Raw genomic sequence first — 22,257 nt, 5'->3', positions numbered from 1 at the left:
GTTTGCTCGTCTAGATATTAATCGATCGTCCAGGCTCCATTTGAGCCATCGGTGCCGGGGTTTGGTCTCGCGAGATCGGGCCATCCAAATTTTTGCCAAGCATCTACAAGACCGATTTCCTCAGCGAATGGCTTGAATCCAGGGTGCTGACGAAAACCGTGGGCGCGATCTGACGGCTGCCAAAAGGAATGAGCAATGCAAAAGTGCATCGCAGGAGAACTCTTCTTCTTGTAGAGACGAAAAAAGGTCTCGGCGCTTTGCTCGCAAATCAGCACCGTCAAAACCAAATAGTTTACAGGCAGCGAGCCCTCTGCATCCATTGCGACGATCGATGCTTCGACCTTTGCTTGAGCTTCCTGATCACCCGCATAAGCAGCCCGTCCAACCAACTCCCACTGTTCTCGCGAGCGCATGTGAGGATAAATGCCTTCCCCTATCGCTTCGTAGGCAGACATCATCATATTAATTGCTTCGTCCGGCTTCCCTTCAATCATTCTAATTTTGGCTAATCCAAAGAAACCGGCGTTAAAGCCATTCTCGATCGACTGATTAAACAATTCTTCGGCGCGCTCGAACATCGATAGTTCTAGGTGACATTCTGCAAGATTATAGGCCATGCGTCCGGACAAAGGATCGCGATTTAATGCGTCCCGAAACTTTGGCAGTGCCGCTGATACTCGGCCCAAGATGAGCTGCGTAAGTCCACCCACGAAGACCAACTCGTCGGCGGTCGCTCGGTCGACGGGACGTGCTATTCGTTCAAGAAATAGTCCAATGTCCTGCCCGTCCCAACTCGCGGCCTGCACAAGGTACTGTGCGAGATCGGAACTGGGGTCCAGGTCAAGCGCTCGGCGAGCGGCCTTTTCGCTTGCAGCGTAATTCAATTTCTCATCATTGTTTGAGATGAACTGTGGGACGAGAAAGTGCGCGCGTGCCAACAACTCCCACGCGCTCACAAACTGCGGATCCAACTCGACAGTTTGCTCCAAAATCTTCACGGCGCGTGTAAGCGTGTCATCACCCCAGACCTTGTTGACCAATGCTCGAGCACGTAAAAATAAATCATAGGCTTCCTGATTGTCAGTCAGTTGTTCTGCCACACGCCCATCTTGAGTGCTGGTCAGAACTGCCTGTAATTGTTCGACGATCGACCCGGAAATTCGGTCTTGTAGATCAAAGACATCTTCGAGCGTCCCATCATATTGCTCTGACCACAATTGAAACCCGTCACTCGCCCGAATGAGCTGTGCGGTAATGCGGACACGATTGCCTTGTTTCCTAACCGAGCCATCGAGAACATGATCGACATTTAGCTGGGCGCCAATGTCTTTCACATCGGCATTCTTGCCTTTGAGCGCAAAGCAGGAGGTCCTGCCAGCGACGAGCAAGTCCGTCGAGCTGGACAAGGCGTTGAGAATGTCTTCGGCTATCCCGTCGGAAAAGTACTCCTGTTCAGGGTCCGATGACATGTTGGTGAAGGGGAGCACTGCGATCGAAGCGCTGCCACCAGGCGCCTTTGGGCTGAACTCTTCGCAACGCGACCGGGTGCCTTGCGAGGGAGTTTTGCCGAGCGAAGCCAACAGCTCGCGAAAGGAAGAATGCGAACGGTCACCATTCCAACCTTCAAATGCCAAAACGTGTATCTGCCTGAAACCAAGTGGAGGAAGGACGCCGTCTAGCGAAATCGGCACTAGCTTCTCACCAGTTCTGGCAAATTCGGCTTCGTCGCGAACCCAATGAGAGCGAAGCGAGTTCTCCGACCAAGCTACTACGACGGTCTTGGCGGCGATGAGTTCGCGTTCAATGACAGCGCTGAATTCGGAGCCTCCAGTGATGTCACGATCCCACCAGACATCATACCCGCTGGTCGCGAGAGTTCCCGCGAGTCTTTCGATCTTTGCGCGATCTGCTCGTGTATAAGAAATGAAAATATCGGCCACGCTTGCTCCAACTGTGCGACCGATAATTTGTTAGCAGGTCAATGAATGATGCCACAATGTTTGTTTACGAGCTGTCCTTTGGGCGCGAACGTCAACGTCCGCTGTCTACCCAATACCAGGCTTTCGGTTTGCCAAATTGTAGTTGAGAACGCAGTCAGCCGCCCATCAATCTTTCTATGAAGCCGCGCTTCTTGCGGGTGGGCGCCGTTTCGCCGGCCAACCGATATAGATAATTCCCGAGCTGGACGGCCTGTTCCTTGCTCAGGAAATAGCGGAATTCGTGCACGTCTTCGGAGCTCTCGACGACTTTGCGTGTGCTTTGCAGTTTGAGCGCGATGCGTTCGCCGGCGGGGGCGGATTCCCAGCCGAGTAGAACGCCGAATTGCGTGTCGCCGCTGTCGGTTTCCTTTGCCATGCCCGAAAGACTGCGCCCCGCCTTGCGCTGAGGCAAGACGGGGCGCGCATTTGTCCGCAATCGGGACAGGTATTCCGCTACATCTGGCTGAGCATATGCTCTGCGCTGGAAACCGAGAAATCGCCCGGTGCCTCGACGTTGAGCTGCTTCACCACGCCGTCTTCGACCAGCATGGAATAACGCTGTCCGCGTTTGCCGAGGCCGAAACCCGATCCATCCATGGTAAGGTCGACCGCTTCGGCGAATTCGGCGTTGCCGTCTGCCAGCATGGTGACCTGATCCGCGTTATTGGCACCTTTCCATGCGCCAAGCACGAAGGCATCGTTGACCGCGGTGCAGGCAATCTCGTCGACGCCCTTTGCCTTCAGTTCATCGGCCTTTTCCACATATCCCGGCAGGTGCTTGGCAGAGCATGTCGGCGTGAATGCACCTGGCACCGAAAACAGCGCCACGGTCTTGCCCTTGAAATACTCGCTCGACTGGACCTGCTGCGGCCCATCGGGCGTCGCCTTCACCAGTTTCACGTCAGGGAGGCTGTCGCCTACAGCGATTGTCATTTGATAAAACTCCTGTGTCTTCCCGTCCACACTCACGATGTAGAGAGACGAAGCGTGCATGCAAGGGAGCCTGTTGGTTAAGGCCGGTTTACTGCGCGGGTTTAAATTCCGGTAAATTTTTGCAGCCATCTTTCTCATCGCGGGCAACGGGTCGCTCGCGGAGGGAGACCAGGGACTATGAAAATACATAAGACTTTCGCAGTTGCAGCTTCGGCGGCGGCGCTTCTTTTCGTGCCAACCACTGCCAGCGCCGGGACGGGCGACGAGCAGATCCGCAAGCTGGACATCATGCTGATGGTGACATCGCTGCGCTGCCGCATGGGAAGCGACGATTTCCAGGCAGACTATCGCAAGTTCTCCGCCAATCACCTGAGCACGCTCAATGGGGCGGCTCGCCGGATGGAGAGCGGACTTGTGAGCCGGCACGGCCATAAAGGTGCCAAGCGCGCGCTCGATAAGGTGAGCGTCGGCATGGCCAATCAGTACGGACAGGGTCATCCCTGGCTTGGATGCGCGGAGCTCAAGGAGATCACTTCGGATCTTTCGCGCTCGAAAGACCCGGCAGTCCTGTCGCAGGCGGCAGACGAACTGCTGGGCCCGCGGCCGCGCAGCGGGGGGCGCTGGGCACGTCGCTAAGCCTTTCGGGGCGCTTGGGAGAGCATCAGAGGGGGCGCTGTTGCTCTCCCACAGTTGAAGGGCTAGGGGCGGCGCTTGCGGGTGCCGCCCCTTCTTCATGCGCGGTGCCGACACCAATTTATCGATCAGAAAAAGGACCGCCCGTGGCCCAGTTCAACGACTACGTCATCAAGGACATTTCACTCGCCGATTACGGACGCGAGGAAATCCGCATTGCCGAAACCGAAATGCCCGGCCTCATGGCCACGCGTGAGGAATTCGGCGAAAGCCAGCCCCTCAAGGGCGCACGCATCACCGGATCGCTGCACATGACGATCCAGACCGCCGTGCTGATCGAAACGCTCACCGCACTGGGAGCGGAAGTGCGCTGGGCGACCTGCAACATCTATTCGACCCAGGACCACGCAGCCGCTGCGATGGCTGCGAACGAAATTCCCATCTTCGCGGTCAAGGGTGAAAGCCTTGCCGAATATTGGGATTATGTCGGCAAGATCTTCGACTGGTCGACCGAAGAAGATCCGGATTGCACTGCCAACCTCATCCTCGATGATGGCGGCGATGCGACCATGTTCGCTCTGTGGGGCGCACGCATGGAAGCGGGCGAAGAAATGCCCGAGCCGCAGAACGCCGAAGAAATCGAGATGCAGCGCGCGCTGAAGGAATTCGTTGCTAAGAAGCCCGGTTACCTCACCAAGAGCGTGAAGAACATCAAGGGCGTATCGGAAGAAACGACCACTGGTGTCCACCGCCTGTATCACCTCGCCAAGCAGGGCAAGCTGCCGTTCCCCGCGATCAACGTGAACGACAGCGTGACCAAGTCGAAGTTCGACAACCTATATGGTTGCCGCGAATCGCTGGTCGACGCGATCCGCCGTGCAACCGACGTCATGCTCTCGGGTAAGGTCGCCTGCGTTGCCGGTTACGGCGATGTCGGCAAGGGATCGGCCCAGTCGCTCCGCAATGGCGGCGCACGCGTGCTGGTGACGGAAATCGATCCGATTTGCGCGCTTCAGGCTGCAATGGAGGGCTTCGAAGTCGTAACGATGGAAGAAGCGGTCACGCGCGCCGACATCTTCGTGACCACCACCGGCAATGAGGACGTTATAACCGCCGAACACATGATGGCGATGAAGCCGATGGCCATCGTTTCGAACATCGGCCACTTCGACAGCGAGATCCAGATCTCCGCGCTCGACAATTACGAGTGGACCGAACTCAAGCCGGGCACCGACCTGGTGAAGTTCCCCGACGGCAAGGAAATCATCGTGCTGGCCAAGGGCCGGCTGGTGAACCTGGCCTGCGCCACCGGCCACCCCAGCTTCGTGATGAGCTGCTCGTTCACCAACCAGGTGCTCGCGCAGATCGAACTCTGGGAAAACACCGACGGTTACGAGAACGACGTTTACGTCTTGCCCAAGAAGCTGGACGAAAAGGTTGCCGCGCTTCACCTCGACAAGCTGGGCGTCAAGCTCACCAAGCTGAGCAAGGTGCAGGCAGACTATATCGGCGTGCCGGTCGAAGGTCCGTTCAAGCCGGAACACTATCGTTACTGATCATTTCGCCGGTTTTTCGACCGGTAAGCATGGCAATAGGGCGGCGGGGCATTGCATCCCCGCCGCTTGCCGCATAGCTGGCAGATAATGGAAGTTTCGCCGACCCTCCTGCCGCTGATCGGACTGCTGCTGGCCGTGTGGACCGGCGCGGCAGTCTGGCTGATGCTGCGCGCGACCACGCGCACGCAGGCAGCCGAGGCGCACCGCAAGGCTGCCATGCGGCTTTCGCGGATGGTTGAAGAAGGTCCGGCAATCCCGTTGATGGTGCGCAGCGACGGGCGGATCGAGGCTCCGGACCGCTTTGCGCGGTGGCTGGGGCTGGAAAGAGTACCCGAATATCTCAGCGAACTGGCGGGCGGTGACGGGATCGGGCTGACCGAAGAGCAGATTGAAGAGCTTTCAACGCTCGTGCGCCGAACCCAGAAGAGCGCAAAACCGTTCAAGATGTCGCTTCGTCCGCTCGGGTCCGGCAAGACCCTGGCTTTGCGCGGCGCGCTGGCCGATCCCGCAGTTTCGCCCAACGGGGCAGCGCTGATCTGGGTGTTCGATTTTACCGAGACAGAAGACGAGCTGGCACGCCTCGGCGAAGAAGCGGCGCGCGCACGTGACGATTTCGGCGCGCTGGTCGGCCTGATCGAAGCGGCCCCTATGCCGATGTGGTTCCGCGGCGGCGATATGCAGCTGCGCCTGGTCAACCGGGCCTATGTAGAAGCCGTTGGCGGCCAGAGCGCGGATCAGGTTGTCAGCGATCAGATCGAGCTGGTCGAAAGAGTGGGCGGGCGAACGGCTGCCGAAGTCGCGCAGCAAGCCGCCGACCGCCGCCAGCCGATTGAACGGATCCTGTCTGCCACGATCAAGGACGCGCGCCGCACGGTCCGCGTCACCGACTTGCCCCTGGCGGGCGAGGGGATCGCTGGCTACGCAGTCGATATCGAGGAAATGGAGGAGCAGGCCCGCGAATTCCGCGCGTTCCGCGAAGCGCAGCGTTCCATGCTCGACCAGCTTTCCATCGGGGTTGCGCAGTTCGACGCACGCCGCCGGATGGCCTTTGCCAACCAGCCTTTCCACCGGGTCTTTTCGCTTCCGCCGGGCGTCGTAAACGAGCGCACCAGTTTCGAGCAGATGCTGATGGTAGCGCGCGAAAACGGGCGCATCCCGGAAGTGCGTGATTTCCCGGCGTGGCGCAACGAACTGGTCGGGTGGTTCCAGAAGGACGAATCGGAAGACGTCGCCTGGCCATTACCCGATGGCACCCATCTGCGCGTCGTGGCCCAGCCGCTGCCGGACGGCGGCCTCGTGATGATCGCCGAGGATCGCACCGAACAGCTTGCCCTGTCCGCTGGCCGCGACACGATGCTGCGCACGAGAACGGCGACTTTCGACAACCTGTTCGAAGCGCTCGCGATTTTTGCGCCGGACGGACACTTGGAACTGTGGAACCGCGGTTTTCCCAAGGCATGGGGCCTCGACAGCGAGGTCCTCGACAATCACCCGCAGGCAGAGGAACTGCTCGAAGCGATTGCGCAGCAGCTCGTCGATCCCGCTGCGGTCACGCAGATTGGGCAGACGATCCGGTCCGCCACGCTGGACCGGAAGAACCGCGAAGGCCGGATCGAACTCGCCGACGGTCGCACGCTCGACTATGCCGGCGTCCCGTTGCCCGATGGCAATGGATTGCTGACCGTAATGGACGTCACCGCATCGCAGCAGGCCGAAGAGGCGCTGCGCGAACGCAACCGGGCCTTGGAAGAGGCTGACGCGGTAATGACTCGTTTCCTCGCCAATATGAGCTATGAATTCCGCACACCGCTGACCACCATCGGCGGATTTGCCGAAATGCTGGAAAGCGGGCTGGCAGGTGAACTCACGCCTCAGGCCAAAGAATATATCGAGGCGATCACCCAGTCGGTCGGCAAGCTTACCGAACAGGTGGAAAACGTGCTCGACCTGTCGCAGTCCGAAGCAGGACTGATGCCGCTGCGCAAGAGCAAAGTCGACCTGCTGCCGCTGCTCACCGAAGCCGTGCGCAAGCGCGAGCAGGCCATTATCGAAGGCGGGCTGACTCTCGACCTGAGGGGCAATGCCAAGAAGGTCATCGAAGGCGACAAGCAGCAGCTTCAGCGCGCGGTGGGGCAATTGCTCGACAATGCCATCGCCAACACGCCGCAGGGCGGCCGCATTGTCATCGACGTTGCCAAGCAGCGCGGGCTCAACCGGATTGCGATTTCCGACAATGGGCGCGGGATGACCCAGCACGAACTGGCGCGCGCGCTTGAGGGTATCCGGATGGCTGCCGACGGCAAGGGTATAGAACGCCGCCACGGCCTCGGCATCCCGCTCGCGCGGCAGTTGGTCGAAGCGCACGGCGGGACGCTGGAAATCCAGAGCAGCCGCAATGCCGGAACCAGCGCAGTCATCACGCTGCCGTGATCGAAGCATTACCTGATCTGGCGGCGATGGATGCGTTCGGGAAACGCATCGCCGCACAGCTGAGACCCGGAGACGTCGTCGCCCTTTCCGGAGGGCTGGGCGCAGGCAAGACGACGCTGGCGCGCGCGATCATCGCTGCACTGGGGCACGAGGGCGAAGTCCCGTCGCCCACCTTCACGATTGTCGAAACATACGATCATTTGCGCGTTCCGCTGGTGCATGCGGATTTCTACCGGCTGGAAAATCTGTCCGAGGCTGAAGAAATCGGGCTGGACGATTACCGCGAAGGTGCCGCCTTGCTGGCTGAATGGCCGGATCACGCTGGCGGCTTTGCGCATGAGACGAGCTGCCTCGAAATTCTGCTCGAAACCGTGGGAGAGGGCAGGCAGGCCGTTGTGAAACCGGGGGAAGATTGGCAAAGCCGGATGCCATGAGCGATAACCTGCCCGACGGCATCCATGACTTTCTCGGCGATACCGCCTGGCAGGGGGCCGAAATCGCCCCGCTGGTGGGTGACGCAAGCTTCCGCCGCTATTTCCGCCTCCGCATGGGCGGACGCAGCGCGATGCTGATGCACGCCCCGCCGCCGCACGAAGATCCCCGGCCATTCCTGCACGTTGCGCACTGGCTTTCCGACAACGGCATGCGCGCGCCACAGATACTGGCGGAACTGCCGGACAAGGGATGGATCCTGACCGAGGATTTCGGTGACGAGCGGATGAAGGAATGGATCGACGCTCATCCCGAGGACGAGCACGCGGTCTATGCCCAAGCCATCGATGCGCTGGTCAAGCTGCATACCCTGCCGCCCGGGCCGTTCGATCCATACGATATGGCCGTCTATCACCGTGAAGCAGGGCTATTCGTGGAATGGTACTGCGCCGCTGCAGGTTTGAGCGTGGACGAGGCTGGATGGGAAGCGGCGTGGAACAAGGTGCTGACGCCATTGCTTCAGCGCCAGAACCCCGGTGTAACGGTGCTGCGTGACTACCATGCCGAGAACATCATGCTGCTCGAGCCAGGCGAACTTGCCGGGGAGCAGGGCATCATCGATTTCCAGGATGCACTGGTCGGGCACAAGGCATACGATCTTGTCAGCCTGTTGCAGGATGCCCGGCGCGATGTTTCGGAATCGCTCGAACACGACATGCTGTGCCGCTACCGCGCTGCCGCCGCGCCGGACGAGCATTTCGAGGCCGATTACGCGCTGCTCGGTGCCCAGCGTAATGCCAAGATCGTCGGCATTTTCACCCGGCTCTTCAAGCGTGATGGCAAGCCGCGCTACCTGCGCATGATTCCGCGCGTATGGGCGGCGATGGAGCGGGACCTGAGGCATGAAGCGCTTGCCCCTGTGGCAGACTGGTTCGCGGCCAATATTCCGCAGGATTTGCGTGACAATCATGGCGGAGAGATCGGGTGACCAAACTCGCTTCCGATACGGCGATGCTGATGGCGGCAGGGCTTGGCAAACGCATGCGCCCGCTCACCGCGACGACGCCCAAGCCGCTGGTGCGGGTGGCGGGCAAACCGCTGATCGATAGCGCGCTCGACCGGATCGAAGACGCGGGGATCGCCAAGGCGGTGGTCAATGTCCATTACCTTGCGGAATCGATCGAAGCGCACATCGGATCGCGCAAGGCGCCCACCGTCGAATTTTCAGACGAGCGCGAACAATTGCTCGAAACCGGCGGCGGCATGGTCAAGGCCAAGGCGGCTGGCCAGCTTCCCGATCCCTTTTTCGCGTGCAATGCCGACAGCATCTGGCTCGACGGGCCGCGCAATGCGTTCCTGGACTTGTCGCAGGCGTGGGATCCGGACCGGATGGATGCGCTGCTGCTGGTTGTCACACACGTCCGCGCCCACAACTTCAACGGCACCGGCGATTTTTACATGGATGCCGGCGGCCGGCTGACGCGCAAGAAGCCCGACCGGATCGCTCCCTTCATCTATACGGGCATCCAGCTGGTTTCGCACCGCCTGCTGCGCGATGCCCCGGACGGGAAATTTTCCACCAACATCCTGTGGGACCGCGCAATCGAAGAAGGCCGCCTGTTCGGTGTCGCCTTTACCGGCCAATGGTACGAAGTCGGAACTCCCCAGCATATCCGGCCGACCGAAGTGGCGCTCAGAGGTGGCTGACACAGACCGGGTCGCACCTCAGCCGCAAGTCTATTCGATCGCCGCGCATCGCGGTTTTGCCGACGCACTGGTTGCAGGCCTCGTGCCGCGATATTCACAAGCTGATGTCGGCCTTGCTCGCCTGACTCTGTTGCTGCCGAGCAGCCGTGCCCGGCGGACCGTTTCAGAAGCCTTCATTCGCCATGCCGGAGAGCAGGGCACACCCGGCCTGCTGATGCCGCGTATGGCAGTCGTCGGCGATCTCGATCTGGACGAGGCACTGGGGCCGCTGCTTGATCCGCTTGGCAGTAGCGATATCAAACCTGCGGTCGATCCGCAGCGCAGGATGTTCGCGCTGGCCGCGCTTATTGCCGAGGAAATGGGCGACGATGCACCCAAGGGCGCCACCTTGCTGCGCCTCGCGCTGGAAACCGGCGCGACGATGGACCGGCTGCTGGTCGAAGATGTCGGGCCGGAGCAATTGCTCGACGAAAAGGTGCTCGAGATCCACCCCAGCCTGTCGGAGCACTGGCAGCATTCGCTGAGGCTTTTCGCACGCGTCCAGACGCGGTGGCTGGCTTGGCTCGGGGAAAACGGTTCGCTCGATGCAGCTGCGCGGCGGAACCGGTTGTTCGATCACGCGGCGGCTTCATGGAAGGCCAATCCCCCAGATACCCCGATCGTGGCTGCCGGTGTCACCAGCGCTGCGCCTGCACTGGCAAAGCTTTTGCGAGTTGTGAGCGAACTGCCGAGAGGCGCGGTCATCCTGCCCGACTTCGATCTTACGATGACCGAGGAAGTGTGGGCTGAACTGGGCAGGGCAGGAAATCGCCCCGAGCCGGGCGACACACCCTTTGCGCGCGAAGATGCGGTCACACACCCGCAGTATCATCTCAAACTGCTGCTCAATCGGATGAGCGTTCGGCGCGAAGAGGTGCAGCCATGGCACCGTAAGGGCATGAGCGCTGCCCCGCCTGAACGCAGTCAGGCCATCGGCGCGGTTTTCCTGCCGCCGGAAGCGAGCAAGGTCTGGGCGGACCTTCCGAGCGAGAAGCGGCGCCTGTCTGGCGTGCGCGTCATGCAGACCACCAATCCCGAGGAAGAAGCGCAGGCCATCGCCCTGCTCGTGCGCGAAGCGATCGAAGAACCCGAACGGCGCGTGGCGGTGGTGACACCCGACCGTTCCCTCGCTCGCCGCGTGGTCCATCACCTTGCACGCTGGAATATTTCGGCAGACGATTCCGCGGGCCGCCCGCTGTCACAAACCGCCGCTGGCCGCGCTTTCCTGCTGGCAGCGGAGGTTATGGCCGAGAATGCGATGTCGGTGCCGCTGATGGCGCTGCTCGGTCATCCGCTCGCAAGCGGCGAGATGGAGCGCGGCGTCTGGCTGCGGCAATTACGCCGTGTAGAGCGCGAACTGCGCGGGCCACGGCTGGAAACTGGCCTCGAACCGGTCCGCGAAGTGGTCAGCAAACTTGCGGAAACGCACGCGAATGTGGGTGAGTTCTGGAAGCAGGCGGAGGCGGCCTTGGAGCCTCTTGTCGCCAGCGATCACGATGAACCGGCACTCCTTGCCGAATTGATCGATACGCTTGCAGCCAGCGCCGAGCAGCTGTGCGGTGAGCGGTTGTGGGGGCGCGAAGATGGCCGCAGCCTTGCGGCATTTGTCGAAGAATTCCGCCTCCATGCACGCGAGGCCGCCTTCACGGTCGCGCCGCGTGATGTCGCTGCGCTCTTGTCCGATGCGATGGAGCAAATTGCGGTGCGCCCGCCTTATGGCGGTCATGCGCGGGTCCAGATTCTCGGCCTCCTCGAAGCCCGGATGAACAGGGCGGACCTGGTCGTTTGCGCAGGCCTCAACGAAGGCGTCTGGCCTGCTCGCGGAAGTGTGGATGCCCTGCTGGCACCGCCTGTCCTGAGAACGCTCGGCGTGCCGGGAAGCGATTTTCGCATCGGCCTGTCTGCGCATGATCTTGCCGGAACGCTTGGCGCGCCCGAAGTCGTGTTGAGCCGGTCTGCACGGGACGAAGGCGGTCCGGCTATTCCCAGCCGCTTCCTGCTGCGCGTGCAGGCACTGCTTGGCGAGCAGCTTGGCAGGCACCTCGAGACTGACGCGGTCGATCTGGCCAAGGCCATTGCACGCGCCGAACCCGATGCAGAATATCCGCGCCCCAGGCCGATGCCATCTGCCGAGCAGCGCCTCGTTGCGATCTCCGCAACCGCGCTCGACCGGCTGCGGGGCGATCCGTACCAGTTCTATGCCCAGCGGATACTTGGCCTGTCCGATCTGGATGCGCTCGATGCTGAACCGTCGGCAGCATGGCAGGGCGAAGTTGCGCACCAGATACTTGAGGAATGGCACAAGGCCGATCCGCAGCTGCCCATCCGCGAAACGATGGCCCACGTTTTCGACGAGCGAAATCTTCATCCGCTGATGCGGGGCCTGTGGCAGCCGCGTTTGCAGCGTGCGCTCGAATGGGTCGAAAGTGAAATTGCGCAATATGGCCGGCGCAGCGTCGAGAAAGTCGAGGCCTGGGGCGAAATGCACGTCGACGGTGTGCGCGTGCACGGCAAGATCGACCGGCTCGACCGGCTGGATGACGGGAGCCTCGCCGTCGTCGATTACAAGACCGGTTCGCCGCCATCATCGAAGATGGTGGAAGAAGGCTATGCGCTCCAACTCGGTCTTCTCGGCATGATGGCCGAAAGCGGCGGGTTCGAAGGGATTTCGGGCCATGCCGGAGCGTTCGAATACTGGTCGCTGGGCAAGGCGAAGTCCGATGCAAACCCGTTCGGCTTCGGTTATGTGGAAACCCCGCTGAAAGTGGGCTCGAAACGGTCGGGCGTCGAACCGGAAGAGTTCCTGCCCAAAACGAAGGCCTATCTGACTGAAGCTATAGCGCGCTGGATCAAGGGTGACGATCCATTCACCGCGCGCCTCAATCCGGACTATCCGGCCTATGATACTTACGACCAGTTGATGCGGCTCGAAGAATGGCTTCCGCACCTCGACGCGGAAGAGGATGCGCTATGAGCGGCAAGGTCTATCCTCTCGTCGGTCACCAGCGCGATGCGGTCGACCCGCAGGAAAGCGTCTGGCTTTCGGCCAGCGCGGGCACCGGCAAGACGCAGGTCCTGTCGGCGCGCGTCCTGCGCCTGCTGCTGGAACCCGGCGCGGACCCCTCGCAGATCCTGTGCCTTACCTTCACCAAGGCGGGCGCGGCGGAAATGGCCGTGCGCGTCAACGAAGTGCTGGCCCGCTGGGTCCGTCTGGACGACACCAAGCTGAGCACCGAGCTCGGCAATCTGGGCGCGAAGAGCGATCCGGAAACCCGCAGCCGTGCCCGTTCGCTGTTTGCCCGCGTCCTCGATTGTCCGGGCGGCGGCCTCAGGATTGATACGATCCACGCCTTTGCCCAGTATCTGCTCGCCGCCTTCCCGGCCGAAGCCGAGATCCTCCCCGGCAGCCAACCGATGGAGGACCGCGAGCGCGATCTGCTGAGCCGCGAAGTGCTCGGAGAATTGTTGGAAGAAGGCGATCCGCGCTTCGTGGAGGCGGTCGCCGAAATGAGCCGCCGCAAGGGTGCCGACGCGGTGCGCGGCTGGCTCATGGAATGTGCCGGCTATCTTGACCTGTGGTACCAGCCCGGTTGGCAAGGCGACCTTGCCGGGGCGGTTCGCCGCGTGCTGGGCGTTCCCGGCGATGCAGGACCGGAATGGGTTGCCGAAGCGTGCAGCGATGACAGCTTTCCGATTGCCAGCCTGCAGGCATGCAGCAGGATCAATGCCGAGTGGGGTGCAAAGTCGGGCCTTGAAAATGCCGACTTCGCGGCTTCATGGCTGGCTGCATCGCCAGACGGGCGGATGCAAACATTGGATGGCTTTTACGGTACGCTCCTCACCAAGAAGGGCGAACCCAGCCGGCTTTCCAATCTCGAAAAGATCGATCCAGCGTATGGCGAGCTCATCGAACGGATGAAGCAGGGGATCGAACAGGTCGCAGAACGCCGCGCCTTGCTCGACTTGTCCGATTTCCTTGCGCCGCAACTTGAGGCCGGACGAATATTCGCCTTGCGCTGGGAAGCGGCCAAGGCTCGTGAAGGGCTGGTCGATTTCGACGATCTCATCCAGCGTGCTGCACATCTGCTGTCGAATGCGGCAGTTTCGGACTGGATCCGGTACAAGCTCGACCGCAGCTTCGACCATATCCTGGTCGACGAGGCACAGGATACCAACCGTGCACAGTGGAACATCATCGAAGCGCTGACCGATGATTTCTTCGCTGGCGAAAGCGCCCGCTCCGACCGCATCCGGACGATTTTCACGGTCGGCGATTTCAAGCAGGCCATCTTCGGTTTCCAGGGCACCAGCCCGCGCAATTTCAGTGAAGCGCGCGAGCGTTTCGCTGAAAAGATGCGCCGCACTGCAGAGGCCGCAGAGGATGCTCGCGGTGCTCCTGATCCGCGATACTTGCGCGAATACGGTCTGGGCCAGAGCTTTCGCACCGCGGACAACGTGCTCGACTTCGTGGACGAGGCGATTGCCGCAATCGGTTCTGCCGAACTCGGCCTCGACCGCGAAGCAGAGCCGCATGACGGCCAGGACCGACCGGGTCTGGTCACGCTCTGGAACACCGTCCATGCCGACAGCGGGATGGACGAAGGCGAAGCCGACGATAGCTGGCTGGGCAAGCACGACCGCAAGCTTGCCGACCGTATAGCGCGTCAGGTGAGGCGCTGGATGGACGATGGTTTTCCGCTGGTCAAAGGCGGCAAAGCGCGCCGCGCAGGACCCGGCGATGTGATGGTGCTGGTGCGCAAACGCCGCGATCTTGCCTCGCTGATCGTGGCACGGCTCTATCGCCACGGTGTCCCTGTTGCCGGCGTCGACCGGCTGCGGCTGGGCAACCCGCTCGCGGTCAAGGATCTCATGGCTGCCATCCGCTTTGCCGCGCAACCGCTGGACGATCTGACGCTGGCAAACCTGCTGGTTTCCCCGCTGACTGGTTGGTCGCAGGAAGAATTGCTCGACCATGCCTACCGCGAGCGCAACGTGCGGTTGTGGGAGCACCTTCGAGCCAGCGAGAACCCGCGTGTCAGTTCGACAATGGAGGCTCTGCGCGAAATCCTGCGCCGCGCCGATTACGATACGCCGCAACAATTGCTGCATTGGATATTGGTGGGGCCGATGGATGGCCGCCGCAAACTCGTCGCGCGGCTGGGCCGGGAGGCCAACGATCCGATCGACGAACTGCTCAACGCGGCCAATGCCTATGCGTCCAGCCATGTGGCCAGCCTTCAGGGCTTCATCCGGTGGTTCGACGCGGGCGAGGGTGAAATCAAGCGCGAGGCGGGCGAGGGCGGCGATCAGGTCCGCGTGATGACCGTTCACGGATCGAAGGGGTTGCAGGCCCCTATCGTGATCCTCGCCGATGCGGCCATCGGTCCGGATGGATCAGGCGATCTCGAACTGGAAGACGCGCCGCCGGGAAGCGAACGCAAATTTGCCGTACCTGTGCCGGGTCTCAAGAAAGACGAGAAAGTCGGCCCGCTGCGCGAGGCTGAAGCTATTGCTGCGTCGGCTGCGCTGGAAGAACACTGGCGCCTTCTTTACGTGGCCATGACCCGCGCAGAAGAGGCGCTCTTCATCGGCGGATCGCTGGGTCCGCGTGATGCCAGGAACGGCCCTCACGAAGATAGCTGGTATGCGCGATTGAAGCCGCTCATGGGCGATGATGCCATGGCGGATGATTTGTGGGGCGCTCGCTACGAATGGGGCGCGCTGAGTGATGCCAGGCTGCCCAGTATTGCCGAGGCTGCACCGGAACAGCAGGTCATGCCCGGTTGGGCGACAAAACCTGTCGGACCTGAACCGCGTCCGCCGCGACCGCTCTCACCTTCCGGGCTCGGCGAGATTGAGGGCAGCGACCCTCCTTTGCCGCCCGAAGTGGCCGCCGGTGCTGCGAGGCGGGGCGTGCTGATCCATGCGCTGCTCGAGCGCCTGCCCGAAGTGCCGGCAGAGGACCGCGCAGACCGTGCGCGCGATTGGATGGCGCGGCAGGCACCGGACCTGCCTGATGCCGAACGTGAAGAAATGCTCGGCCGGGCGCTGTCGGTTCTGGAAAACCCGCAGTTTGCGGATATCTTTGCGCCCGGGGCTCTCGCGGAGATACCGCTGGCTGCAACCGTGCAGGGACAGGTGGTCATGGGGACTGCTGACCGTCTGCTGGTGACGGCGGAGAAGATCACCGTGGTGGATTTCAAGACCGCCCGCCGCCCTCCCGCGTCGCTGGCAGATGTGCCGGATGCGACGTTGCGCCAGATGGCGGCCTATGTTGCCGCGCTGGAGGCAATCTATCCCGGGCGCGCCGTGGAGGCGGCGGTCCTCTATACCCAGACGCCGCAATTGATCGCCTTGCCCACTGCGACAATGGACGCCTACAAGGCCGCGTTTCCGGCTCGGCAGGAAAGCTTTGCCCTTCCGCCCGTTGAGTAATCAGACAGCCGCCCCAAATGGGTGGCAGACAAGACTTCAGGAGATTCCCACATGGCCACCATCAATGTAACCGACGACGGCTTCCAGAAAGACGTTCTGGACAGCGACAAGCCCGTCCTCGTGGATTTCTGGGCAGAGTGGTGCGGTCCGTGCAAGATGATCGCTCCGGCCCTCGAAGAACTTTCGGAAGAAATGGCCGATCAGGTCACGATCGCCAAGATGGACATCATGGAAAACACCGGCGTACCGGGACAGATGGGCGTACAGTCCATCCCTTATCTCGTGCTGTTCAAAAACGGCGAACCCGCGGCACAGATGCGCGGCGCTGCGCCCAAGGGCCAGCTCAAGCAGTGGCTCGAAAGCGCGCTGTGAGCCGCTGATAGGCTCATTTTCCTGCCATCTTGTGTTGCATCGCAGCACATCCTAAACGCGTTGGACCATGAAGCGCACGCACCTGCCCCTCAACGCCTTGCGCGTTTATGACGCTGCCGCCCGGCACCTGAGCTTCACCCGCGCTGCGGACGAGCTGGCGGTGACGCCTGCGGCTGTCGGCCAGCAAATCCGTGCGCTCGAGGATCACCTCGGCACGGTACTGTTCCGTCGGACAAGCAAGGGGCTGGAGCTGACACAGGAAGGCTGCGCGGGTCTCGACGCCCTGCGCGAAGGTTTCCTCAAGTTCGAGGAAAGCGTGTCCGCCATGCAGGCGGGACAGGCTTCGGACAATTACACGGTTGCGTGTCCGCGCGAGTTTTACGCGCAGTGGCTGGCCCCGCGCCTGGCGAAATTCGCCGCGAAGAACCCCGACATCAAGTTCACCTTCGTGGCGGACGAAAATGCCGACTTCACCGAGGCCAATCTCGATTGCGCCATTCGGCTGGTCGATGGGCCGGGTGACCTCCAGGGCGTGGAACTGGCAGCGGCCCGCCGCGTGACAGTCGCCGCACCCGGCGCGCCCGACAAATGGATCGACTGGGGCCTTCCGCTGCAGGACGGCACGGTTGCCCACGTCACCGTTAGCAATGCCGGACAGGCGCTTTCCGGCGCGATGGCGGGGCTGGGCAAGGCGATCCTGCCAGAACTCCTCGCCAAGGAAGCGATCGAGGCCGGACAACTCGAAGTTCTCGATGGTCCGGAAGCCGGCACACGGGCCTACTGGCTCGTCGCCCCGACACCGCAATGGCGGACCAAGAAGGTCAAGGCGCTGGTCGCTTTCCTGACGGACTAATCACCGCTATCCCTTAACCGAAAGGTTCAAAGAGGGGGGCGAGCCAATGGATTTCATGAAAATTCTCAAGAGCCTGGAGCAGGCTCTTTACGAGGTCATGGTCTGGCTGGTCTTCTATCCGCTGACAATGTGGAAAGTGCTGGTACGGCCAGGTCAAATGATGACCTATGCCGACGACGAGTTGTCGGATGATGATGAAGACCGGTATTCGGATCGGCTCAGCCCGCCCATCTTCCTGGCGATAACGCTTGGTTTGGCGCATGCGCTGGAATTGGCGACCGGACAGGTAGTGGAGCAAACCGGTCTGCTGCAAGACGACAAGAACCTGCTTGCGTTCCGGATGATCGTCTTCAGCGTCTATCCGCTCACCTTGTCGGTGCGGCTGTTGCGCAAGAAGGGCATCCCCCTGGATCGCAAGTCGCTTCTCGGACCGTTTTACGCCCAATGCTATGTTGCGGCCCCGTGGGCCTTCGTCTCCAGTTCAGCCGCCTTGATTGCGTTCTCGCTTCGCGGAGAAACCGGTGAGGCGCTTTTATACGCACTTGGCGGGATCCTCGTGGCCAGCATCTGGTATATTACGCTGCAAGCGCGTTGGTTCGCACGCTCTCTTGGTATCGGCATAGGCGGGGGTCTCAGGAATGCTTTGCTGACCTTCGCTGAAGCAACCATAATCATGGTGATCCTGGGTTTGATCGTAGAAAAGTTCTAAGTCGATGCGGCAGGTGGCTTCTCTGGAAACATCCCGTTTTACGCTCCGCTCCCTCCGGATGGAGGATGCTGCTGCGCTTTATCCCACGCTATCCAATGATGCGCAGTGCCTGTATCTCACCCGCCCCGCGTTCACATCCGAGGAAGAGCTGTGGGGCTGGCTGGCCGAACCCGGTTGGAACGGCCGCACCTGGATTGCCGAGGATGCAGACGGAAATGTTGCCGGACGGTTCGTTGCGGTTCCGGGGCACCAAGCGGGTGTCGAAGAGATCGGCTACGTCACCTGCATGGACCGGCAGGGCGAAGGCATCGCGCGCGAATGCACTGGGGCGCTGGTCGAACACCTGTTTGCCACCGGCACGCGCAAGCTTACTGCGGAGGTCGATATCGACAATGCGCCTTCGATCCGGCTGCTCGAACGTCTTGGCTTTACCCGCGAGGCCCTGTTTCGCGAGCATGAAACGACCCATGCAGGCCTCCGCGATGTGGCGGTATACGGCTTGCTCGCCCGCGAACGCGGCTAGCCGTCGAAGGCGGCGAAGACTGATGCGATGGCCGGGGGGTCGCACTGATCGCGCAGGCGCCGGATTGCTTCCGCCACATCGAGATCGAAACCGCGGGTCATGTCGGCGGAGCCTTTGCCCACGCCGCCCAGCATCTGAGTGAAGTTGGTCGCGCTGCGGTTCTCTGCCAGAGTATCCACATGGAAGCGAGTGATGCCCTCTTCCAGCGCATCGAGCAGGATCGTCGCTGTCAGCAGCTTGCCCAGACCAAGGCCGTGCCAATCATCGAGGATGGCGACGGAGAATTCCGCACAATCGGGGTCTTCCTTGTCGCGGAACGCGTGGACGACCCCGATCGCCGGACGGTCCACGCCTGACAGGTCGATGGCACCCCACGCCAGATGCGTATGGTCATCCACGTCGAGAAGGCGGTCGATGACCCAGTCTGGCGGGGTCCGCATGCCGGAGAAGAAGCGCAGGTAGCGCGAGCGGGGCGACATGCGTTCGATTCCCGCGCGCAGCAGGGCTTCGTCGTCCGGAGTGACGCGGCGTATGCAGACCGGCGTGCCATCCTCGAGCGCAGTATTGATCGAACCGGGCCCGCAACCGCCTCGCCAGGATGCCTGGGCTGATGGGGGACTTGGCGGGTTGATCGGGCTGCTCCCTGGATGTTCTGCGAAAGATGTCGATCCGCCATAACATCACCACCGTGGTTTCCACAAAGGTCGTATTCGCGCAGGTGACCGCGCGAATACGGATGCTCGTGAGCACATTCAGAACTTTCGCCTGACGCTTGTGGAATGAAAACAGCGCATTGCCGCCGGGCTGAACATGGCAGCGCGCGTAAAGCGGACATGTACGGTTTTGCACTGGATTCTTCCCCTCGGCGCCTTACTTGGGCCGCATGAACGTTTCGCGCCGACAATTCTTCCGCCGGACCACCGCCGCCTCCGCACTTGCGCTGCCGCTTCCGGCATGGGCCATGGGCGAAAGCCTCATGGAGGCGAAACAGGGGTTCGGAGAGGTTTCGGGAGAGCGCATCGACCTCTCGATCAACCGGCACAGCTTTGGCGTGGGCGGGCGGCGTGGTCACGCGATCGCCGTGAACGGAACGGTACCGGGCCCGCTGTTGCGGCTGCGCGAAGGCCAGAACGTGCGCATCGATGTGACGAACAACCTTGACGAGGACAGCTCGATACATTGGCACGGGCTGCTGCTGCCGTTCCAGTTTGACGGTGTGCCCGGGGTCAGCTTCCCGGGGATCAAGCCGGGCGAGACATTCACCTACGAATTTCCGGTGCGTCAGTCTGGAACATACTGGTGGCACAGCCACTCCGGCCTTCAGGAACAGGAAGGCCACTACGGCCCCATCGTGATCGAAAGTGCCGAGCCGGACCCGCGCTATGACCGGGATTTTGTCCTTCTGCTCAGCGAATTCACGCCGGTGCATCCGCACGAGGTCGCGCGCAAGCTGAAGGTCGGGGAACATTACTTCAACAACCAGATGCAGACCGCGACAGAAGGCGACATGCCTCTGGATGATCGGCTCATGTGGGGCGCGATGCGGATGAACCCGCGCGATATCTCGGATGTGACCGGCGCGACCTACACCTTCATGATGAATGGTCACGGTCCGCTGGACGGGCTCGAATATCTCTTCAATCCCGGCGAAAAAGTGCGCCTGCGGGTGATCAACGGGTCGGCCATGACCTTCTTTAACGTGCGCATTCCGGGCGTCCCCATGACCGTGATCGCTGCTGACGGGCAGGAAGTCAGCCCGGTCGAGGTGGACGAGTTCCAGATCGGCGTTGCGGAAACCTACGATGTCATCGTCGCGCCGGGCGAGGGCAGTCACGCGATCGTTGCCGAGGCGATGGACCGCTCGGGCATGGGCATGGCCTCACTTACTTCGCACAAGGGCCACAAGGCCACCCCGCCGCCGCTGCGCGATCCGGTCACGCTCACCATGGCGGACATGGGAATGGGCTCGATGGAGGGCTCGCACGGCCAGGCGATGGACCACAGCGCGCATGGCGGTATGAACCACGGCGCGGCCAGCGGCGACGCGATGGCCATGGATCACGGCTCGATGGACCATTCCATGCGCGATATCTCCAAGCTGCCGGACGATGTGAAGGTGGGGCCGGGGCTCGACATGGTGGCGCCGATGCCGATGGACCGGATGGATTATCCCGGCCTCGGGCTCGACAATCTCCCGCACCGGGTGCTGCGCTATACCGATCTCAAGGCGCGGCGCGCCAATCCGCACCGGATGCCGACGCGCAGCATGGAGATCCATCTGACCGGCAATATGGAGCGGTACATGTGGTCGTTCGACGGGAAGAAATTCTCGGCGGTAACCGACGATCCCATCCGCTTCGCTTACGATGAACGCGTGCGGGTGAAGCTGGTCAACGACACCATGATGGCGCACCCGATCCACCTCCACGGTCACTTCTTCGAACTGGTCAACGGGGCAGGGATGATGAACCAGCCGCTCAAGCACACGGTAGTCGTCCAGCCGGGCAGCACGGCCACGTTCGACCTCACCGCGAACGAGCCGGGCGACTGGGCCTTCCACTGCCACCTGCTGTATCACATGCACGCCGGGATGATGCAGACGGTGACGGTGCGGCCATTCCCCGCGCCGGAGGAGGGCGCGTGATGGTTCGCTTCTCCATCGCCGCATTGCTGGCCGCGGCCGCTGCGCCCTTGGCGGCGCAGGATCATTCGGGCCATGCCGGACACGGCGCGCAGGCTGAACAGCCCGCGAAGGACGATCATTCCGCTCACCAGCCGCAGGAGCAGGCACCAGCGCCGTTCAAGCTGCCCGACATGACGGGCGCACCGCAAATGGACCATTCCGCGCACCAGGTGTCGGATGTGCCCTCCGGCCCTCCGCCAGCGGAGGCGTTCGAAGGCCCCGCCCACGCTGCCGATGCAATTTTCGGCGAGGCTGCGATGGCCAGGGCGCGCGCCCAAAGCCTCGCCAGCCACGGTGAGATGAAGTTCGGCACCATCATGGCCGAGCGGCTGGAAGTGCGCATCTCAGAAGGTGACGAGGCGTTCCTGTGGGACGTGCAGGGCTGGTACGGCGGCGATATCGACAAGTTCGTGTTCAAGTCCGAAGGCGAGGGCGAGTTTGGCGAAGGCGTGGAAGACGCCGAAATCCAGGCGCTGTGGGGCCATGCGATCGGCCCGTTCTTCGACCTCCAGGCAGGCGCGCGGATTGATCTGGAGCCTGAGACACGCAGCCATCTCGTGCTCGGCGTGCAGGGACTTGCGCCCTATATGTGGCACGTCGACGGGGCGCTGTTCCTGTCCGACCGCGGCGATCTGACCGCGCGGTTCGAGGGCGAATACGACCAGAAGATTACTCAGCGACTGATCCTGCAACCGCGCGTAGAGCTTGAACTTGCCGCACAGGACATTCCCGAACGCGAGATCGGGGCAGGGTTCACCAAGCTGGAGACCGGCCTGCGCCTGCGTTACGAAATCGTGCGGGAATTCGCCCCCTATGTGGGCATCGGTTACGAGGCAAAGCTGGGCCAGACCGCCGATATCGCGCGGCTCGCGGGCGAGGATACAGGCGGCGTGGCGGCCGTGTTCGGCATCAGGGCGTGGTTCTGACGCGCTGAGAGGCCCGCCGCCGCTCTCCCCTGCCGCCCGGCTGAGTA

At 61.9% G+C, this 22,257-nt stretch carries 19 protein-coding genes; 15 read left to right on the top strand and 4 right to left on the bottom strand.

What is annotated here, in order from left to right:
* Positions 1-17 precede the first annotated feature (17 nt).
* The 3 genes from K3166_RS07580 to K3166_RS07570 all read right to left on the bottom strand — a co-directional run bounded on the left by K3166_RS07580 (position 18) and on the right by K3166_RS07570 (position 2,912).
* On the bottom strand, positions 18-1,940 hold the full coding sequence (locus K3166_RS07580) for a TIR domain-containing protein (protein ID WP_221421686.1): 1,923 nt from the start codon (positions 1,938-1,940) through the stop codon (positions 18-20).
* A 154-nt stretch (positions 1,941-2,094) separates the two neighbouring features.
* Positions 2,095-2,355 carry a hypothetical protein gene (locus tag K3166_RS07575; RefSeq protein WP_221421685.1) on the bottom strand — a complete coding sequence of 87 codons (261 nt, stop codon included), beginning with the start codon at positions 2,353-2,355 and terminating at the stop codon, positions 2,095-2,097.
* A 77-nt stretch (positions 2,356-2,432) separates the two neighbouring features.
* The gene (locus K3166_RS07570) at positions 2,433-2,912 is read right to left on the bottom strand and encodes a peroxiredoxin (protein ID WP_221421684.1); all 480 of its coding nucleotides are present in this window, start codon (positions 2,910-2,912) and stop codon (positions 2,433-2,435) included.
* 177 nt (positions 2,913-3,089) lie between these two features.
* On the opposite strand from K3166_RS07570, the gene K3166_RS07565 reads away from it, so the two are divergent.
* The 12 genes from K3166_RS07565 to K3166_RS07510 all read left to right on the top strand — a co-directional run bounded on the left by K3166_RS07565 (position 3,090) and on the right by K3166_RS07510 (position 18,601).
* Positions 3,090-3,548 (top strand): S-adenosyl-L-homocysteine hydrolase, encoded by a 459-nt coding sequence (locus K3166_RS07565; protein ID WP_221421683.1) that lies wholly within the window; start codon positions 3,090-3,092, stop codon positions 3,546-3,548.
* A 143-nt stretch (positions 3,549-3,691) separates the two neighbouring features.
* A complete protein-coding gene (gene ahcY, locus K3166_RS07560) occupies positions 3,692-5,101 on the top strand; it encodes an adenosylhomocysteinase (protein WP_221421682.1) in 1,410 nt (469 codons plus the stop codon).
* An 87-nt stretch (positions 5,102-5,188) separates the two neighbouring features.
* Positions 5,189-7,531: a sensor histidine kinase gene (locus K3166_RS07555; RefSeq protein ID WP_221421681.1), complete on the top strand. Its 2,343-nt coding sequence runs from the start codon at positions 5,189-5,191 to the stop codon at positions 7,529-7,531.
* Complete coding sequence (tsaE, locus tag K3166_RS07550) at positions 7,528-7,965, top strand: tRNA (adenosine(37)-N6)-threonylcarbamoyltransferase complex ATPase subunit type 1 TsaE (protein WP_221421680.1); 438 nt, start codon at positions 7,528-7,530, stop codon at positions 7,963-7,965. Before K3166_RS07555 ends, tsaE begins: the two co-directional genes overlap by 4 nt.
* Positions 7,962-8,951: an aminoglycoside phosphotransferase family protein gene (locus K3166_RS07545; protein WP_221421679.1), complete on the top strand. Its 990-nt coding sequence runs from the start codon at positions 7,962-7,964 to the stop codon at positions 8,949-8,951. The genes tsaE and K3166_RS07545 overlap by 4 nt, the downstream gene beginning before the upstream one ends.
* The gene (locus K3166_RS07540; RefSeq protein WP_221421678.1) at positions 8,948-9,670 is read left to right on the top strand and encodes a nucleotidyltransferase family protein; all 723 of its coding nucleotides are present in this window, start codon (positions 8,948-8,950) and stop codon (positions 9,668-9,670) included. Before K3166_RS07545 ends, K3166_RS07540 begins: the two co-directional genes overlap by 4 nt.
* Complete coding sequence (gene addB, locus K3166_RS07535) at positions 9,663-12,683, top strand: double-strand break repair protein AddB (RefSeq protein WP_221421677.1); 3,021 nt, start codon at positions 9,663-9,665, stop codon at positions 12,681-12,683. Before K3166_RS07540 ends, addB begins: the two co-directional genes overlap by 8 nt.
* Entirely contained in the window at positions 12,680-16,144 is a 3,465-nt protein-coding gene (gene addA, locus K3166_RS07530) for a double-strand break repair helicase AddA (RefSeq protein WP_221421676.1), read from the top strand. Before addB ends, addA begins: the two co-directional genes overlap by 4 nt.
* A 51-nt stretch (positions 16,145-16,195) precedes the next feature.
* On the top strand, positions 16,196-16,516 hold the full coding sequence (gene trxA / locus K3166_RS07525) for a thioredoxin (protein WP_221421675.1): 321 nt from the start codon (positions 16,196-16,198) through the stop codon (positions 16,514-16,516).
* Positions 16,517-16,583: 67 nt separating this feature from the next.
* A complete protein-coding gene (locus K3166_RS07520; protein WP_221421674.1) occupies positions 16,584-17,369 on the top strand; it encodes a LysR family transcriptional regulator in 786 nt (261 codons plus the stop codon).
* Positions 17,370-17,415: 46 nt separating this feature from the next.
* Complete coding sequence (locus tag K3166_RS07515) at positions 17,416-18,078, top strand: hypothetical protein (RefSeq protein ID WP_221421673.1); 663 nt, start codon at positions 17,416-17,418, stop codon at positions 18,076-18,078.
* Positions 18,079-18,082: 4 nt separating this feature from the next.
* On the top strand, positions 18,083-18,601 hold the full coding sequence (locus tag K3166_RS07510; protein WP_221421672.1) for a GNAT family N-acetyltransferase: 519 nt from the start codon (positions 18,083-18,085) through the stop codon (positions 18,599-18,601).
* Here the strand turns inward: K3166_RS07510 and K3166_RS07505 are convergent.
* On the bottom strand, positions 18,598-19,080 hold the full coding sequence (locus tag K3166_RS07505; RefSeq protein ID WP_247714572.1) for a GNAT family N-acetyltransferase: 483 nt from the start codon (positions 19,078-19,080) through the stop codon (positions 18,598-18,600). The two genes, K3166_RS07510 and K3166_RS07505, sit on opposite strands and share 4 nt — an antisense overlap.
* Between K3166_RS07505 and K3166_RS07500 the strand changes: the two genes are divergently transcribed.
* From K3166_RS07500 to K3166_RS07490, 3 genes are all read left to right on the top strand, one after another.
* Positions 19,079-19,279 (top strand): hypothetical protein, encoded by a 201-nt coding sequence (locus K3166_RS07500; RefSeq protein WP_221421671.1) that lies wholly within the window; start codon positions 19,079-19,081, stop codon positions 19,277-19,279. The genes K3166_RS07505 and K3166_RS07500 overlap by 2 nt on opposite strands.
* Positions 19,280-19,484: 205 nt before the next feature.
* Entirely contained in the window at positions 19,485-21,245 is a 1,761-nt protein-coding gene (locus tag K3166_RS07495) for a copper resistance system multicopper oxidase (RefSeq protein ID WP_221421670.1), read from the top strand.
* Entirely contained in the window at positions 21,245-22,210 is a 966-nt protein-coding gene (locus K3166_RS07490; RefSeq protein WP_221421669.1) for a copper resistance protein B, read from the top strand. The genes K3166_RS07495 and K3166_RS07490 overlap by 1 nt, the downstream gene beginning before the upstream one ends.
* The last annotated feature ends 47 nt before the right edge of the window (positions 22,211-22,257 follow it).

The sequence above is a fragment of the Qipengyuania psychrotolerans genome (genome assembly GCF_019711355.1).
Lineage (GTDB): Bacteria > Pseudomonadota > Alphaproteobacteria > Sphingomonadales > Sphingomonadaceae > Qipengyuania > Qipengyuania psychrotolerans.
This window is presented reverse-complemented; position numbering and strand designations above follow the sequence as displayed.